18 protein-coding genes are annotated in these 17,358 nt (G+C 37.1%); 6 read left to right on the top strand and 12 right to left on the bottom strand.

Translation table 11 applies throughout. The features are described 5' to 3' along the window. Positions 1 to 15 precede the first annotated feature (15 nt). Together BN1354_RS08355 and BN1354_RS08360 are read right to left on the bottom strand one after the other, a co-directional pair. Positions 16 to 1,317, bottom strand: a complete 1,302-nt coding sequence (locus BN1354_RS08355) for a UDP-N-acetylmuramoyl-tripeptide--D-alanyl-D-alanine ligase (protein ID WP_053826832.1) — start codon at positions 1,315 to 1,317, stop codon at positions 16 to 18. 17 nt (positions 1,318 to 1,334) lie between these two features. Continuing rightward, a complete protein-coding gene (locus BN1354_RS08360; RefSeq protein WP_045088893.1) occupies positions 1,335 to 2,504 on the bottom strand; it encodes a C1 family peptidase in 1,170 nt (389 codons plus the stop codon). A 165-nt stretch (positions 2,505 to 2,669) separates the two neighbouring features. Between BN1354_RS08360 and BN1354_RS08365 the strand changes: the two genes are divergently transcribed. Further along, entirely contained in the window at positions 2,670 to 3,122 is a 453-nt protein-coding gene (locus BN1354_RS08365) for a hypothetical protein (protein WP_045088892.1), read from the top strand. 7 nt (positions 3,123 to 3,129) lie between these two features. Beyond that, positions 3,130 to 3,774 carry a ribonuclease H1 domain-containing protein gene (locus tag BN1354_RS08370; protein ID WP_053826833.1) on the top strand — a complete coding sequence of 215 codons (645 nt, stop codon included), beginning with the start codon at positions 3,130 to 3,132 and terminating at the stop codon, positions 3,772 to 3,774. On the opposite strand, the gene BN1354_RS08375 is transcribed toward BN1354_RS08370, so the two are convergent. The 8 genes from BN1354_RS08375 to BN1354_RS08410 form a co-directional block, all read right to left on the bottom strand. Then, positions 3,775 to 4,473, bottom strand: coding sequence for a TatD family hydrolase (locus tag BN1354_RS08375; RefSeq protein WP_045088890.1), 699 nt, complete (start codon positions 4,471 to 4,473; stop codon positions 3,775 to 3,777). An 11-nt stretch (positions 4,474 to 4,484) separates the two neighbouring features. Beyond that, entirely contained in the window at positions 4,485 to 4,751 is a 267-nt protein-coding gene (yidD, locus tag BN1354_RS08380; RefSeq protein ID WP_045088889.1) for a membrane protein insertion efficiency factor YidD, read from the bottom strand. Beyond that, positions 4,751 to 5,155, bottom strand: coding sequence for a ribonuclease P protein component (rnpA, locus tag BN1354_RS08385; protein WP_045090753.1), 405 nt, complete (start codon positions 5,153 to 5,155; stop codon positions 4,751 to 4,753). The genes yidD and rnpA overlap by 1 nt, the downstream gene beginning before the upstream one ends. Positions 5,156 to 5,303: 148 nt before the next feature. Continuing rightward, positions 5,304 to 6,068, bottom strand: a complete 765-nt coding sequence (locus BN1354_RS08390) for a uroporphyrinogen-III synthase (protein ID WP_053826835.1) — start codon at positions 6,066 to 6,068, stop codon at positions 5,304 to 5,306. Continuing rightward, entirely contained in the window at positions 6,065 to 6,958 is an 894-nt protein-coding gene (locus BN1354_RS08395; RefSeq protein ID WP_053826836.1) for a DUF4271 domain-containing protein, read from the bottom strand. The genes BN1354_RS08390 and BN1354_RS08395 overlap by 4 nt, the downstream gene beginning before the upstream one ends. A 24-nt stretch (positions 6,959 to 6,982) precedes the next feature. Then, positions 6,983 to 7,579 (bottom strand): LOG family protein, encoded by a 597-nt coding sequence (locus tag BN1354_RS08400; protein ID WP_045088886.1) that lies wholly within the window; start codon positions 7,577 to 7,579, stop codon positions 6,983 to 6,985. A gap of 148 nt (positions 7,580 to 7,727) precedes the next feature. Next, on the bottom strand, positions 7,728 to 9,038 hold the full coding sequence (gene metK, locus BN1354_RS08405; protein ID WP_045088885.1) for a methionine adenosyltransferase: 1,311 nt from the start codon (positions 9,036 to 9,038) through the stop codon (positions 7,728 to 7,730). A gap of 247 nt (positions 9,039 to 9,285) precedes the next feature. Then, positions 9,286 to 9,894 carry an HAD family hydrolase gene (locus tag BN1354_RS08410; RefSeq protein WP_045088884.1) on the bottom strand — a complete coding sequence of 203 codons (609 nt, stop codon included), beginning with the start codon at positions 9,892 to 9,894 and terminating at the stop codon, positions 9,286 to 9,288. Positions 9,895 to 10,091: 197 nt separating this feature from the next. Between BN1354_RS08410 and BN1354_RS08415 the strand changes: the two genes are divergently transcribed. After that, on the top strand, positions 10,092 to 10,985 hold the full coding sequence (locus BN1354_RS08415) for a C40 family peptidase (protein WP_052673059.1): 894 nt from the start codon (positions 10,092 to 10,094) through the stop codon (positions 10,983 to 10,985). On the opposite strand, the gene BN1354_RS08420 is transcribed toward BN1354_RS08415, so the two are convergent. Further along, positions 10,968 to 11,798 (bottom strand): hypothetical protein, encoded by an 831-nt coding sequence (locus BN1354_RS08420; RefSeq protein ID WP_053826837.1) that lies wholly within the window; start codon positions 11,796 to 11,798, stop codon positions 10,968 to 10,970. The two genes, BN1354_RS08415 and BN1354_RS08420, sit on opposite strands and share 18 nt — an antisense overlap. A 260-nt stretch (positions 11,799 to 12,058) precedes the next feature. On the opposite strand from BN1354_RS08420, the gene prfB reads away from it, so the two are divergent. After that, positions 12,059 to 13,169 (top strand): peptide chain release factor 2 gene (gene prfB / locus BN1354_RS08425; protein ID WP_154904843.1). Its coding sequence is split into 2 segments (ribosomal slippage): positions 12,059 to 12,121 and positions 12,123 to 13,169, totalling 1,110 coding nucleotides; the frame shifts between segments, so codons are not numbered across the junction. Between the two features lie 23 nt (positions 13,170 to 13,192). Further along, positions 13,193 to 14,233, top strand: coding sequence for an AI-2E family transporter (locus tag BN1354_RS08430; protein ID WP_053826838.1), 1,041 nt, complete (start codon positions 13,193 to 13,195; stop codon positions 14,231 to 14,233). Positions 14,234 to 14,247: 14 nt separating this feature from the next. On the opposite strand, the gene BN1354_RS08435 is transcribed toward BN1354_RS08430, so the two are convergent. After that, positions 14,248 to 15,009 (bottom strand): TIGR02757 family protein, encoded by a 762-nt coding sequence (locus BN1354_RS08435; protein WP_045088881.1) that lies wholly within the window; start codon positions 15,007 to 15,009, stop codon positions 14,248 to 14,250. An 84-nt stretch (positions 15,010 to 15,093) separates the two neighbouring features. Between BN1354_RS08435 and BN1354_RS08440 the strand changes: the two genes are divergently transcribed. Then, a complete protein-coding gene (locus BN1354_RS08440; RefSeq protein WP_053826839.1) occupies positions 15,094 to 17,349 on the top strand; it encodes a trypsin-like serine protease in 2,256 nt (751 codons plus the stop codon). Positions 17,350 to 17,358: the final 9 nt, after the last annotated feature.

Genomic DNA, 17,358 nt, shown 5'->3' on the forward strand with positions numbered 1-17,358 from the left:
TTATAAAACTAAAATCTACAAATAGCTAATCACTTTATCTAACTGCACAGAATGTGATCCTTTAATAAAGATATAATAGTCTTTTACTGGATTATTTTCCAACTCCTTTATCAGATCGTCAACATTTTCGAAATACCTGCAATTCTCTTTTTCCTCAAGCAGATCCTTAAAAACTCCACCAACAAGATATCTAAGTGAAAAAGATTGCTTCTCAAGGTACTTAACCATTTTTCTATGCTCCTCTTCACTAACATCCCCCAACTCTTTCATTTCACCCAGAATCACCATTTTTGGCAGTGATGTAGGTATAGAGGTAAAGAAATCGAGAGAGGTCTTCATACTTGTAGGATTTGCATTATATGTATCGATAATCAGATCATTTTTTTCAGTTCTCATAAACTGCGACCTGTAATTGGTTGGCTCATACTCTTCCAGTGCAGCACTGATCCTCTCTGCATTTATGCCGAAGAATTTTGAAATAGCCACTGCTGCAATAGCATTATCAAAATTATATTCACCCACTAGTCGTGTTTTAACTCTGTATGAACTGTCGAAAAAGCTCCAGTCAAACTCCAAAAAAGGTGTTGAGTCAGCTATCGAGCCAGATGCAAAAAGTGAAGGATCATTTTTACCATATAAGATGCGGTCCATTCCTTCTGACAATTCATATAGTGTTTTATTATCTCTGTTAACAAAAACCTTACCCTCATGAGCACGAATGAAATCATATAATTCGCACTTTGTACTGATTACATTCTCAATTGTTCCAAATCCCTCCAGATGCGCCCTGCCTACGTTAGTAATAATTCCATAGTCCGGCTCAGCAATCTCACACAGCTCTTTAATATCTCCCGGGTGGTTAGCTCCCATTTCAACTACTCCTATCTCATGTGATTTATCCATAGAAAGGAGCGTTAAAGGCACACCTATATGATTATTATAATTACCTTGTGTTGATGCAACTTTGAATTTTCTAGATAATGAAATTGTAATTAACTCCTTTGTAGTAGTTTTCCCATTTGTACCTGTTATTCCAATAATAGGTATTTTAAGCTTCTTCCTGTGGTAGTTTGAAAGGTTCTGCAATGTAGACAGAACATTTTCAACCTTGATGATACGGTCATTCTTGATATTGTCATCCCACTCATCCACTACAGCATATGCGCACCCAATTTCCAAAGCTTTTTCGGCAAACAGATTACCATTGAATCTGTCACCTTTTAAAGCAAAGAAAATTGAGTCACGTATACATATCCTGGAATCGGTACTGACCTTTGGATATTTACAAAAAATGGAGTAGAGCTCTTTAATATCCATATCCACACCTTAAATCATTAAAGGCCAAGTTTTTTTGCAATAGAAGCAGGAATTGCATCCTTATGAAGCACAATACTAAGTGTTTTATACTTAACAAATGCTTCGGATGCATACCATAGTCCATCATAAGGTCCGGTTTCACCCCATGAATTTTTTACCATATAAAATTTATTGCCATTCTGGTCATTTGCAATACCGTAGATCTGCATACCATGGTCATCGGTTGTCTGATAGTTATCATAAGCTATCTGACGCATTTCCTGAGTTATTTTCTTTTCTGCCAGCACTTCCGATCCTACACGTGCTCTGATACTGGCATCACGTTCGCGACTTGATTGACCTAACCATCTTTCCTGATCGCTGCCTGCATTTTCCGGAGCATTCTCATCAGGCACAATAGCAATACCTGAACGTGAGAATCCTGCTTCACTAACATCAGATGCCCACGCAATAGTATAGCCCTGCATTATTGCATTATCCATTACCTCTATTAACTCCTCAACAGGAAGATTATATGAATTAGCCCATCTCCAGTTATCCGGTACTTCAATAGGAAATGCGCTATAAAATGGCTGATGATTAAATGAGGTTAATGAGATATAATCATCCTGATTTAATCCTAAGTATTTTGCAAAAGTATGTGGTGTATACTCTTTTCCTTCATACATAAACTTCTCTGGCACTTCTCCAAGGTATGTATCCAGGATTGCTGAGAATCCATTAAACCATACAGGAGAGAGATTTCTTGCACCGATAATCCCATTCATGTATCCTGCGAGTACTTTGTCTAATTCTCCATGATCATGGGTTTCAGAGCCATAATTAAGACCGGTATATGCTTCATTTGGCATTATCCCAAAATCATTTATTGTTTCAACTACATCAGCAAATGATCCTCCTGCTGCAAAATTCAGGTGTCCATGCAGTCGTGCATGTTTTTTTGCTTTATCTTCATAATTCTTTCTTACAATATACATTTCAGACAGGTCAAAGGTACCTTTTCCCATCCTGATCAGTTCAGACTCCAGTAGTCCCACTCCTGAAAAGCTCCAGCATGTGCCTGAACTTGATTGATTCTTTACTGTTGTAATCGGATTTTCCTTTACAGTTTTAAAAACATACGCACTCTGTGCGGAAACTGATAATGCAATAAGAAATGCAAAGAAGATTGTAGTAATTTTTTTCATTATAAGAATATAGTTATGTTGTTCAGATAGATAATGAAATATTAATAATTTTGTGAGTAACAAATATAGCCTAAATAAACCAATTTCCACAGTTAATTAGGTTACTATTTCGATATAAAAGAAAAAATAAACGGTATCTTTGCAACTTAAATAGTTCACTAAATTATGGATGATCTGAAACCTAAAAAGAAGAGAAAACGTAAAGGGCTTACGTGGTTCATTGGTATTCTGGTACTTGCTTTAAGTATTTTTGTATACGTAAGATATTATTACGTTTTTGGTACAGGAGTAAAATCTGGAGAACTCAATTACCTCGTATATAAGGGTGTAATATTTAAAACATATGAAGGAAAACTTATACAATCCGGATTCCGCGCCGACAGACCAGGAGGTTTACAGTCAAATCAGTTCGACTTTTCAGTTGTTGATGAAGAGATTGCACAGAAATTAATGATATCAGGTGGAAAGAATGTCCAGTTGCATTACAAAGAGTATTTTGGAACATTACCCTGGAGAGGATATACAAAGTTTATAGTAGACAGCATTGTCTCCATTCAGGATCCTGTCGGCTCCGACACATTGGAAGATCTTACACCTTATATCCTTGAATCTTTGTGAGGTAGTAATGGCAAAAAATAAAAAGTATTATGTTGTTTGGAAAGGAGTAGCACCCGGTGTATACTCCTCCTGGGATGATTGCAGGAAGAACGTGCATGGCTTTGAGAATGCATTGTATAAATCATTCTCCTCAGCTGAAGAAGCTCAGCGTGCATTTACAGAAAATCCATGGAAGCATCTAACCTCCAAAAATGGAAATAATAAGCAAAAAAAAGAAAAGGCTACTCCTTCAAATATTTCAGAAAACATAATTACCGAAAGTATTGCTGTTGATGCAGCATGCAGCGGTAACCCCGGTCTGCTTGAGTATAGAGGTGTTTATGTAGCAGATGGTATCGAAATATTTCATGTAGGTCCTTTAGAAGATGGGACAAACAATATAGGAGAATTTCTTGCTATTGTACATGCACTTGCACTGCTTAAAAATGATAATAAGAATACACCTATCTACTCAGACAGTGTAAATGCAATAAAATGGGTTGCCAGAAAAAAATGCAATACCAAGCTTGAACGTACAGAAAGGAACAGGCCGATTTTTGAACTTATTGAGCGAGCTGAAAAGTGGCTGAAAATCAACAGCTATTCAAATCCAATAATTAAATGGGAAACTGCCGATTGGGGAGAAATACCGGCAGATTTCGGAAGAAAATAATTAATCCTCCTCTTCCTCTTCAGGGAAATATGGCTTGGGAGGTTTAACTGAAGGGAATACTCTGCGTACATTCTCAGCAATTCTTAAAGCAAACTCCTCTCTATCCATATTAATTGCCTGTGATGCCTGAAGATAAACATCTCGAATAGACATTTCACCCTCATCGGTCTCACAGAACAGTGAGTCAATCGGTATCATCTGTAGTGAATCTATATTGATGGATTCTCCAACAGAAAAAAGAAATCCTTCATTAATAAGTCTTTTTGTCAATTCAGGCTTTCCCCTGTATCCATGGATTACCCATGGTTGTGTAGGTTTGGTCTCCTTCTTGACTTTAATCAGCTCTTCCCACGCTTTAACACAGTGGATTATTATCGGTTTACCCAAACTCTCAGATAACGCAATATGTTTCTTGAAAACAGGAATTTGCACATCCAATGAAGGCCCTTTCAGCTTATCCAGTCCGGTCTCCCCTATTGCAACGATACGCGGATCAGATGAAATCTCAGCAAGATAAGCCATTTGTGTTTCACTATCCTCAGAGTACCATGGATGAATACCGCAAGAGAATGAATGTCTTTGGTGAAGTTCTTTAGCAACTTCAAATTCAAGTGAGTATACGTCGAAGATACACGAATGATAAGGGTCATCGTTATCTTCAGTGTAAATCTGGTGTGTATGAACGTCGTAAAATTCCATATTCTATTATCCTATGCTTTCTTCTGTCTTTTTTTTGCCTTAGGTTCCGGAACAGGGTCATAACCCGATCCTCCCCAGGGATTGCAACTTAATATTCTTTTAATTGTCAGATAAAGTCCCCTGAATGGACCATGCTTTTTTAATGCTTCTATTGCATACTGCGAACAGGTTGGAGTATATCTGCAACTTGGAGGAAAAAGCGGAGAAATAGCTGCTCTGTAAAAATGTACAGGGATTAATAATATCCATGTCAACAGTCTCTTAAAACCATTCCACATTATTCTCTGCTCGACTCTAAATTCTTTTTAATCTCAAACAATGCCTTACGCATGCCCTTCTCAACTGCAGTAAAATCAGTTAACTCGTCTTTCACATAAACAAAAGCTATCTCCAAAGATCCGAAGTTACCTCCAGAAACCTCATTAAGAATATGTTTGTTCAATCTATATGCCTCTCGTGTTAGTCGTTTCAGCCTGTTACGCTTTATTGCAGACCTAATCCTTTTTTTAGGTATACTGATCAATATTTTTGGCGCTTCAGGATTCTGAGAGGACCTCTCAATATAAACTACTCTCAGAGGATAAGCTACAAAAGATTTGCCTTCGGTAAATAGAGATTCAACCCTTTTTTCTCCTGTTAATTTCTCCTCTTTCTTGAAAAAATATCGATGTTCGTTATCCATAGATAAAAGCATTTCCTCTGAAAGCAATTACTGCAACAAAGATAAACCTTTTTAAAATCAAATATCAGACTTTAGGAAAAAAAATAGGAAAAGTATAAAAATGTACTTTTCCTATTATATCATATAATCAATAATTATAATATTGAGATTAATTATGGTGCTTATGATTTTCTTTCAAAAATGCATCCAAAGCCGCAACCATAGATGGGTATTCTGGTTGAGGTGCTTCACAATCAAGCCTGAAACCCGCCTCCTCAACAGCCTTAGCCGTTGTAGATCCAAAACAGCCTATTGCTGTATCGCCCTGTTTATAATCAGGGAAATTTTTCACTAATGATTGTATTCCAAGCGGACTGAAGAAAATGATCATGTCATAATCAAGTTTCTCGTTTTCCGGGAATGTATTGCTAACTGTTCTGTACATAACACTCTTGGTGTAATCAAGTTTCTTTTGATCCAGGAGCTGAGTTATGTCTTCATTATGCTCTTCAGGCAATGGGAATAAAAACTTCTCTTTTGAGTGTTTTGTAAAATAATTACTTAATCCCTCAATTCTGCCTGTCTGGCTAAAAAATATCTTTCTCTTCCTATAAACAATATATTTCTGAAGATAAAGTGCAACTGTCTCGGATATACAGAAATACTTCATCGTTTCAGGCATTGCAATCTTAAGTTCCTCGCAAATTGAGAAGAAGTGATCGACTGCTGTTCTGGAAGTAAAAATTATTGCTGTAAAGTCAAGTATATTAATTCGCTGTTGACGAAACTCTTTAGACGAAACTCTTTCCACAACTATAAATGGATAGAAGTTAAGAGTCAAATGATATTTCTCCGCTAAATCAAAATATGGAGACTTATCGCTGGCTGGCTTGGGTTGAGAGATTAAAATTTTCTTTACTTTACGAGCGTTCATATTATATTATTTCCTGCTATACTTATAAACGAAAGCATCCCTTTATAAAACAGTAAATAGGGTGCAATTTCAGTGCCGCAAAGATACACAAAAAAATAAAAACTACCTACTTTATTTTTAACAAAAATATTTAGGAGCTCTATTGCTACTACTAATCGGACTATTACAAATACTGTTAATATGAGGATTAATAAGGTAGATCTGCTCTCTGGTAAAAAAACATATGCAAACAGTGGAATAAAGAGTACAACCCCGGCAAGTTCAATTAAACGGAAGTATCGACTTATCCAGTTTTTAATATCATTATGCAGGAAAAAGCTTGCAATTGACCTGTAGATTAGATACTTCAAGCAGGCAAGGAGCGTCATTGCAACAAATACGGACAGGAAATTAAATGCGTATGAACTAGATGTGACAACAAGTATCCCTTTATCTATCAGATAGGTTGTCAGAAATATGGTGAAAAGAAGAATTGACTGAAATATCATGAATACCTCACCCCATACTTCGGTTGTAGTAACCTGCTCTTTATAACCTTTTGACGATCTGCTGCTAAAGCTTAGTATACTATTGAAATTTCCGGAAAGTGCAACACCTTCTTTACTGAATATAAATGAGAATATGATAAAGCAGATAAAAAACATTGAGAATAGAACACCACTCATCAATGGGTTTAATAAAAAAGAGGAGCCTTCAATTCCGCTAAACATTGAAAACTTCTCATGTAATAAAACTGAATCGGGCGAAAAGAGGACTCCTTGCGGATTCGTAGATAAATATTCATAATTCCCGAAATCCACATTAATCAAATCTTTTTGAACAGGTGGTTCTGCTGTTCTCAAATATAATGATAGCGAATCCTGTATTGTATCCTGGAATAAGAGTGGCACTTACTTAATTTGTTTTACGCAAATTTACAACTCTTTTTTGTGATTTTTAGAAAATGAGGGATTCCAATCTGATTTATTCTTCAGTATGTTTATCACCTCCTCCGGTGTGGAAGCAACTTGCAAAAGGTTTGCGTATGAAGGATTCATAAACTTCTGCTCAATCATTCTTTCCAAGAAATCAAGCAGAGGATCATAGTAATTATTTGTATTGAGAATTATAACAGGGTTCTTAAAGAGTCCAAGCTGTTTCCAGGTAATAATTTCAGCTAATTCTTCAAGGGTGCCGATACCACCTGGCAATGCAATTGCCGCATCTGAAAGACGAGCCATCTGCTCTTTTCTCTCATGAATAGTTTCTGTAATTATTGTTTCGGTCAGACTTTCATGACACCATCCTGCTTCAACCATAAATTCGGGTATGATACCTTTTACTCTGCCACCGTTATTCAGAACAGCGTCATTCAGAACTCCCATTAATCCCAGCTTTCCTGCACCTGTGATACAGTCAACACCATTCCTGGCAAGCAACTCTCCAAGCTTCTCGGCATCTTTAATGTATGATTTGTCAATTTCCGGACTTGAAGCGCAGTAGACAACAACTATGGGGTTCTTTTTATTCATTTGATATTAATATAATGGAGGATGGGACATATTATCTTCATACCCACCTCATTAAAAAATGAGGTGGGCAAGGACTATGTAATATTAAAGTATACCTTTTGGTATTATAACAGATAAATTATTGTTATGTAAAAGGGGTGAATATCATCTAATCATTAAGATTGAAAGCTTTCTTGATTTTATCAACATAGTCAAGCTTTTCCCATGTGAACAGCTCAACATTGTATTCAACCGGATTTGACATATAACGGGATTTGAAAACTTTTTTCACTGTCTGAGGCTCCCTTCCCATATGACCATAGCTGGCTGTTTCAAAATAGATGGGGTTGCGAAGCTTAAGACGCTGCTCTATTGCTTTTGGACGTAAGTCAAAAAGCAACCTGATTTTATCTGCAATCTCAGAGTCAGTCATATTCACTTTGCTCTTACCGTATGTGTTTACATATATACTCATGGGTTCTGATACCCCAATTGCATAAGATATCTGGATCAGTATTTCAGAAGAGACTCCTGCTGCTACCATATTTTTAGCTATATGACGAGCTGCATATGCTGCAGATCTGTCTACCTTTGAGGGGTCTTTACCTGAGAAAGCTCCGCCACCATGTGCTGCTTTGCCTCCGTATGTATCAACAATTATTTTACGTCCGGTTAAACCTGTATCGCCGGTTGGTCCTCCAATGACAAACTTACCTGTTGGGTTTACAAAATATTTGATATCTCCATCAAATAGTTTAAGTATGTCTTTACGACGTTTATACTGTGCCTGCACACGAGGTATCAGTATTGTTCGAATATCGGTTTCAATTCGCGAACGCATCTTTTCATCTGCTTCTAATGCCGCTTCTTTGGTGTCTTTTTTGGGTTTCTCGAACTCATCATGCTGAGTTGAAATCACTATTGTATCTATTCGCAAAGGGATTCCTTCCTCTGAATATTCTATAGTTACCTGTGACTTTGCATCGGGACGAAGGTATGGCATGAGGACTGACTCATTCTTGCGGATATTTGCCAGCTCAATGAGTAATGCGTGACTCAAATCGAGTGATAGCGGCATGTAGTTGTCGGTCTCATTTGTTGCATATCCAAACATCATGCCCTGATCTCCTGCACCCTGTTCCATTGGGTCTGATTTCTGATCAACTCCTCTGTTTATATCATCAGATTGTTCATGTATACTTGAGAATACGCCGCATGAGTTTGCCTCGAAACCATACTCACTTTTTGTATAGCCTATTTTGCCTATCACATTACGTGCTACTTCTGCAACATCAACATATGCATTGGATTTTACCTCACCTGCAAGCACAACCTGACCTGTGGTAACAAGAGTTTCACATGCTACTTTTGAATTGTGGTCGTATGCCAGAAACTCATCAAGAATTGCGTCCGATATTTGATCGGACACCTTATCCGGGTGACCCTCCGAAACAGACTCGGAAGTAAATAAATAACTCATTTTTTAATAGTTTATGCCTTCTTTTATAAATATGATATTTATAAAGAAAACGTCGTTATACATTATAAATATAAACAACGTGTGAACTGCAGCATAAAAGTGAGGGGAAATTCAGAAAATCGTTTTAGCATTTTTTTCTGTGGTTGCAAGCAGTCCAAATCTCTCCACATTGTTTTACAACGACAAAGGTAAGAACATTCTGTTATTACGATGAAAAAAAAAAGTTAAATGATTTGAACCTTACATTTTAAGGCATAATTTCATTATCCTTGAGCCACTTTTCTAGATTAAGATCTTCTGTTAAATGAACTACTTTAAAATTCATATTCAGGGCTGCCTCAACATTAGTGTGATTGTCATCGATAAAAAGTGTTTCTTCTGCTTTTATATCAAATCTATCCAAAAGGGTTTGATATATTCTTGAATCAGGTTTTATTAATTTTTCCTCTCCTGATACTACAATACCATCAAGATCTTTGAAAAAACCGTATCGCTCCATTGCGTGAGGTATGGTTTCTGCTGACCAGTTTGTAAGTCCATACACTTTGTACTTTTCTTTCAAGGGTTTTATGAGTTTAACATTTTCTTCAAACAGACCGCCAAGCATTTCGGTCCATCTACCATAATACATCTCTATTTCATTCTTATACTCAGGGTGTTTTTTCTGTAGCAGTTCAGTGGCTTCGGAAAGAGGCCTACCCTTATCTTGCTGTATATTCCACTCGGAACTACAGATATTCTCAAGAAAATAGCTCATCTGCTCCTCACTGTCAAACACTTTTTTATATAAATATACCGGATTCCAATCAATCAGGACTCCACCAAAATCGAATACGATATTTTTCAAATGCTTCATTTCAATATTTTTTTTATCAGACAGACTTCAGGTTATAAATATACTACATAAATCGATATAAATTGCCATAATAAAACAGTGTTCCGCTAAAGGTTTAAATTTCATAAAATAAGAGGGGCATTGTTAATATTAGCATAACCATCAGTTACAGAAAGTATTTTTATTTAATTTTGCTTTCTTGAGCTCAAGTGCATAATATGATACTGAAACTATTTTCTGGAAACTATTTATTTAAACTTGTTTCACTTTTCACTCTGATTATACTTCTCGCATCGTGTGGAGCGGGCAGAACAGGTTTATCCCGAAAAAGCAGTACCACAGCTTTACAAAAGGATGTGCTTGATTTTAGTAAAAAACATCTTGGCAAGCCTTACAGATATTCAGGCAAGGGGCCAAACTCTTTTGACTGCTCAGGCTTTACTTCGTATGTATTCAGAGAGTTCGGTTTTAGATTAAACTCCAGTTCTGCCGGACAGGACAAGCAATTCCCCTCCATTACCAGCAAAGATAAGCTTAGAAAAGGTGATCTGGTCTTTTTTGAAGGCAACAGAAAAAATGGTAGCGTGGGACACGTGGGAATTGTTACTGAAACCTATCCCAATGGCGAGTTTAGATTTATTCATGCTTCAACTACAAGTGGAGTGATTATTTCATCTTCCACTGAGCCATATTATGCTTCACGCTACCTGCGGGGAGGAAGAGTTCTGAAAGAGAATTCATATCAGGAAGATGTAAAACGAAATGTGGTTGAATCTGCAGAACTTGTACTTAAACAACTGAATCCAGCTATAATAACAGTTGCACAAACAGACCCTTCAAAAAACCCGGAGCTGCTTACTCAACAAGGTCATAGTAAAAAGCGAGAGCAAAAAGATAAACTGCCGATAGTTAAATCTGATGTAATATTGCGAGAAGAGAATGCACTTGTTCCTACTCCATTTGAAACTCATATTGTACAACCTGGAGAGACTCTTTACTCTATCTCAAAGAGATATGGTTGTTCCGTTGAAGAGATAAAAAAATGGAACCCATATCTGGATTCCATTTTAAAGGCTGGTGATAAATTAAATATCTTACCAGGCATCAACTAATTTTGCTGATGCAACATTAATTGATGGTTTAATATCCATAGGTTCCGATGATGAAAATGGTATCGGCGCGTTAGAAAACAACATAAGAGGATATGTTGAAACAAGGCTGGCATCCTCTATTCTTACAATTGCAACAGGCAATGATGAGGATGATCCTTCTTTACTTTCAACTACTTCTAATATCGTAAAAGCAACCACTCCTAGATTTTCCCCTTTTAAGTTTGCATAAAATGGAGTGTAGTTTACAGACAAGTCATCTTCATATACAACTGCATAGACTGTTTTCCCTTTCAGCATAGAAATACCGGATGCACGTAATGGAACAACTCCAGGCACTTTTTCAAGATGCTCTTCGTTTCCATTATATCCTAAACCGGGACCAGCCATAAAGTAGTTAAACGAGCCGTCTGAGCCTGGGCCGGCATCTGACCAGCTAGTTGGAATATAAGTAGGTGCAAACCACCCCTCATCGCCAACCTGACCTGTAAATAACGGAATCTGCTTTCCTACATTTTCTTTGAAATATGGCAATATTTTGCGAAGACCAATTTCTGAAATATTACCGTTTATCTCCCAATCTTTAAACATATTGGGCTCACTGTCATTGTCAATACTTTCCTCATCAATGAGAAGAAATACCGCACCAGAAGATTTAGACTTTGGATAGCTTTTTTCTACTTCTTCACTATAAAGTCCACTTCTGTTATCGAAACTGTCCATTTTGTCATCAATATATGTACATGAACAAACAACACATACTACCAGCATCACTGAAGATATTTTCAGGAGCTTGCTAAAATTAATCTGTTTCATAACGATATTTTTACGTTAATTGATTGTAAACCACAAAAATGAGAATAATTAAATTATTATAGAAATTAAATGGATGTTATTCTATTTTTTTAATTACCACATATCGTTGTTAACATAGTTTTGCCCTTTTTGATTGCACATATTGGACAGTTGTCCAAAATATGCATATAAAGAATGTGCCATCTTTCATTATTGTATTGAAAATGATTCATGTTTGCCTCATTTTATGTATTTTTGTCCTCGAATTTAAAAAAACGATTATGATTACAGCAGACCAGCTTAAAGATGTGCTGGAGCGCGAGAAAGCGCTGAGGGGGTATCTTTGACATCGATTCAAAGACCATACAGTTAGAAGAAGAGGAACTTAGGACTCAATCGCCTGATTTCTGGAGCGATGCAAAATCTGCCGAAGCCCAGATGAAAGTGGTAAGAGAACTTAAATTTTGGATAAATTCCTATAATGAGGTTAAGTCAGCTGCTGATGAACTGGAGCTGGCTTTTGACTTTGTAAAAGATGGCATTGTTACTGAAGAAGAGGTCCAGAAAAGTTACGAACATGCTATTGCATTAATAGAGGATCTTGAACTTAAAAACATGCTCAGAAGAGAGGAGGATAAGCTTGGAGCAGTTTTAAAGATAAATGCAGGGGCTGGTGGTACAGAAAGTCAGGACTGGGCTTCGATGCTCTTCAGGATGTATCAGAGATGGTGCGAAAGTAAAAACTACAAAACTACTGTTACAAACTGGCAGGATGGTGATGATGCAGGTATAAAAACCGCTACACTTCAGGTTGAAGGAGAACTGGCATATGGTTTTCTAAAAAGTGAAAACGGGGTACATCGTTTGGTTCGTGTTTCCCCTTTCAATGCACAGGGAAAACGTATGACATCTTTTGCATCGGTATTTGTGGTTCCACTTGTGGATGATTCTATCGAAATAGAGATTAATCCGGCCAACTTAAGCTGGGACACTTTCCGTTCATCAGGTGCTGGAGGACAGAATGTAAACAAAGTGGAAACAGGTGTTCGTCTTCACTATAATTATAAAGACCCTGATACCGGCGAGGAACAGGAGATAGTGATAGAAAATACCGAGAGCCGCTCTCAGATGGGTAACCGTGAAAACGCCCTTCGTCTTTTGAAATCGCAGCTATATGAAATAGAGCTGGAGAAAAGGCGTGCAGCACAGGCAGCTATTGAAGCGGGTAAAAAGAAAATTGAGTGGGGCTCACAAATCAGAAGTTATGTATTTGACGATCGCAGAGTGAAAGATCACAGAACAAATTATCAGACATCTGACGTTAATGGTGTTATGGATGGAGATATTGATGCATTTATTAAAGCATACCTGATGGAATATGGTGGTGAATAATATATAATTGTAATTAAGGTGTCATGAACTCAGATAAGAGGAATTCAGTCTATAGATATGTCTTAGTTGGATTTATTCTATTACTGTCTATAATCATTTTTACAGAAATGAGATACTATCTGGGTGGATTTATGGCAGCAATTGCAATGTACTCCATTCTAAGAAGCCTGATGATTAAATTGGTTGAACAGCACAAACTGAGTCGCGGTTTGAGCGCATCAATCATTGTATTAGGTTCTGTAATATTTTTTCTATTACCGCTTACAGGAATAGGTTTTTTGGTGGCAGATACGATATCCGGCATCAACATTAATCCTGAACAAATTAAAATCTATATTGAAGAGTTTGTTTCGGAAGTTGAAAGGAAAGCAGGAATTGAAATATTTACACCAGAAAACCTATCTTTCATACCTGATGCAGGCAAATCATTTATGCAAATAATGGCTTCAAGTCTCAGCTCTATGGTAATGAACAGTGTAATAGCAATTTTTGTACTATATTTTATGTTAGTAAGCTATAACAACCTGGAGGTGGTAATAATGGAGACATTACCGTTTTCTGAAGAGAATAAAACAATACTCAGGCAGGAGACAAGAGCAATTATACTCTCAAACACTATCGGTATTCCTGTAGTTGCATTATCTCAGGCAGCTCTTGCATACGTCGGATACTTATTCTTAGGTGTAAATAATCCTCTTGTGTATGCAATATTAGTTGCTTTTACAACTGTAATTCCTGTTGTTGGTACCTCTTTAGTGTGGGTGCCGGTTGGACTTTCAGCAATTCTGACAGGTGATATTTTACGAGGGATTCTGTTATTGGCTTATGGTTTGGCAATCATTGGCGGTTCAGATGCAGTAATCCGTTTTGTACTTCAGAAAAAACTGGCAAATATACATCCGCTGATAACTTTTTTTGGAGTACTGACAGGTCTGGCCATGTTTGGTTTCTGGGGGATAATTTTTGGTCCTCTACTACTCTCTTTATTACTGCTGCTATTCAATATGTACAGACATGATTATATAAAAGAGTCAAACGTAAATCCCCGCATAGCAAGCAAATAAGAGTGTAACAAAAACTAAAACACCTTCTCTATAGAGAGTCCAAACAGAGCAAAGTCATATTTTGCAGGATCATCATTATCAAGTAACCTTAGATTTTCATAAAGCTCCAGAGCTGTTTTCCAGTCGGTCTGCTTCCTGGTAATTAGTCCCAACTTCCTTGCAGTCCTGTCAACATGCACATCAATAGGGCAAATTAACGAACTTTGCGGAATACGTTTCCAGAGACCAAAATCTACACCTTTATCATCATCCCTTACCATCCATCTCAAGTACATATTCAACCTCTTGCATGCTGAATTGCGGGCGGGTGTTGCCACATGCTTTCGTGTTCTGAGAGGGGCATCCGGACTATTAAAAAAGTTATATTCAAAACCAACAAGCGAGTCTTCCATAGATATAAATCTGCCATTGGAGAGAAATGCATCTTCCAGAGAATCGTTTTCATTATAAAACCTACAAAGAAAATCTACAAAATAGAGTAAATCTGTATCGTTGAAGGTTCGATGCTTAAAACCTAAAAGATTTTTCAAATCTTCTTCTCCGTGACCTGTTATAAACTTATAGGGTTCATTGTCGAATCTGACAGCGAGTTCTTTACACTTGTTTATAATTGTTTTTCTCTGACCCCAGGCTAGCGTTGCAGCAAAGAAGCCCATGATTTCTTTGTCCTGCTTACCACTAAAACTATGTGGTATTGAAATGGGGTCATCTATTACAAAGGAAGGATTGTTATAATAATCTGCTTTTTCATCAAGCAGTTCTTTTAATTTGATCATAGAAGTATATTTATTCTCTGCAAAATTACTACTATTTCTTAAAAAACCTTACATTTGTGTTCACATCCATTATTAAACCATTTAATGAGACGCGAATTCTTTTTTCTATTTACCTTTATTATACTCTCCCACACTTTAAAGGGTCAAATAAGTCACGGAGGACAACCATTACCTTTGAATACTGATGCAGGTGTTAGAGTTTTCGCTCCTGCTGCCGATCTTTTTATCGATATGCCAAAATTCAACGAGCAGGAAGCTTTATGGCGGTCTGGTCTGGAAAATTCAAAATTCAAGAGTCTGGAGTTTGCTCATAAATTTGATGTTCATTTAAGACCCGATAACTCCGGAATAAACTTTACTGTCGGAAATATAAATGTATGGCGAGTGGGAATTCGCTCAAAAAATGCATACTCTTTAAATATTCTTTTCTCAAAATTCAAACTTTCCAAAGGTGCTAAAGTGTTTGTCTATAATTCCGATCAGACAGAGATACTTGGATCCTTTACTCATGAAAACAACAGTGACCTGAACCTGTTGCCAGTTCAGCCTATTGGAGGAGACGAACTTATTGTAGAATACCAGGTTCCTATAGATGAAGCTACGCAAAGTGAAATAGAGATAGGAGAGGTGAACCATGACTTTATAGGAATATTCAGAGCAACAGAACCAAGGGATCCTTCTCAATCCTGTCATCCCAACTTAATCTGTTATCCTGAAAATATTCAGCCGGGAAGCGGAGTTGTGGCTCTGATTATAAATGGAACAATTTATTGCACGGGTAGTCTTGTGAATAATAGCTCTGAAGATGGAATACCATATATACTTACAGCTACACATTGTCTAAATTTTGATTATAGCGAGAGTTTCCTCAGAAACAGGCAATATAATGTAGTTGCAGGTAATATTGTAGCCTTTTTTAATTATAATTCACCTGTTTGCTCACCGGACATTAGAGGACCTTTACAGATGTCAATGGCATCGGCTGACTCTGTACTTATTAGTGAACGACACGATATCTCTCTGTTGAAATTAAAACAGGCTCCTCCTAAAGAATATCAACCATACTATCTGGGATGGAATGCGGGAAATGACTCCGGTTCATCTTCCTTAGCTCCATTTCATGGAATACATCACCCTAATGGAGGAATAAAAAAAGTAGCTATTGAAGAGAGCTCTCTTGCGGTTGGTACTTTTAGCGACCCTACTTCTAAATATAACATGGAGCCAAACTCATTTTGGGTAGTGAGAGAATGGGAGACAGCTGCTACTGAAGCTGGTTCATCAGGATCGCCTCTACTTGACAGACAAAAAAGGATAGTAGGAACTCTTACTGGTGGTGAGTCTTTTTGTTCTTCTACCCGTGGACCAGATATCTATGCTTCTTTAAACAAGTTCTGGAATGTGCAAGGCTCACTTAATAATCCAAACCCTATTAGCTATTACCTTGATCCTGCTGGAACAGGTGTAAACAGGATTGATGGATTTAATCCCTATTCTGACGAGCCTTATACAAAAAGCCACAACTATAGAACTGATGAAAATGCTACCGAGCTATATTTTGAGTCTGTACCTATGTTTGCTACTAACAATACATTTGGTTATAACGAATTTGCCGAAGAGTTCTTTGCAAAAGAGAATATACAGCTAAGAGGAATTTTTATTTCATCTCCTTCTACCGGTGATATCTCAAATAAAAATATAAGAATCAGAATTTACACAGGTGATAATGGACCACAGAATCTGATTCAGGAGATACCCTTTAATTATAGTTACAGATACTATGGGAATCAGAGTTTCAATTATGCCAATAGGGATATGAGGCATAACGTGGAGAATTATATAGAACTGCCAGAACCAATTACACTTAACGGCAGTTTTTACATTTCATATTATGAAGCTAATGGAATACCAAACGGATTTTCAGTATTTAATACAGAGCAACGTAAGTTAGGATCAGGTATAATATCTACAGCTTGGATGAAAAACGCTACAGGATGGGTACGCTCATCTGAAAATATGGAAAACCCTGCCAACACCTCTCTTCTGATTGCACCGTATATAATAGGCAATAGAGAGATTAAGGTAGAACCGGATCTTGACCAGACTACAATATCGGTATATTACTCGGGTGAGGTCAAACGTATCTTTATTGAGTCAAACGATGATCTGCTTGAATGGGAGATATTTTATGTTTCAGGACAAAAAATACATCAGGAAAGTACAGATATAAGCTTGAACAGAACATCCTATTCGGCAGTACATCTGCCTAAAGGAGTATATATAGTAAAAGTAAAAACAGTTAATGGAACAACAAGTGCAAAAAAGGTTTTAGTGATCTAGATCACTTAC

It is taken from the genome of Lascolabacillus massiliensis, from assembly GCF_001282625.1.
GTDB classification, from domain to species: Bacteria; Bacteroidota; Bacteroidia; order Bacteroidales; family Dysgonomonadaceae; genus Proteiniphilum; species Proteiniphilum massiliensis.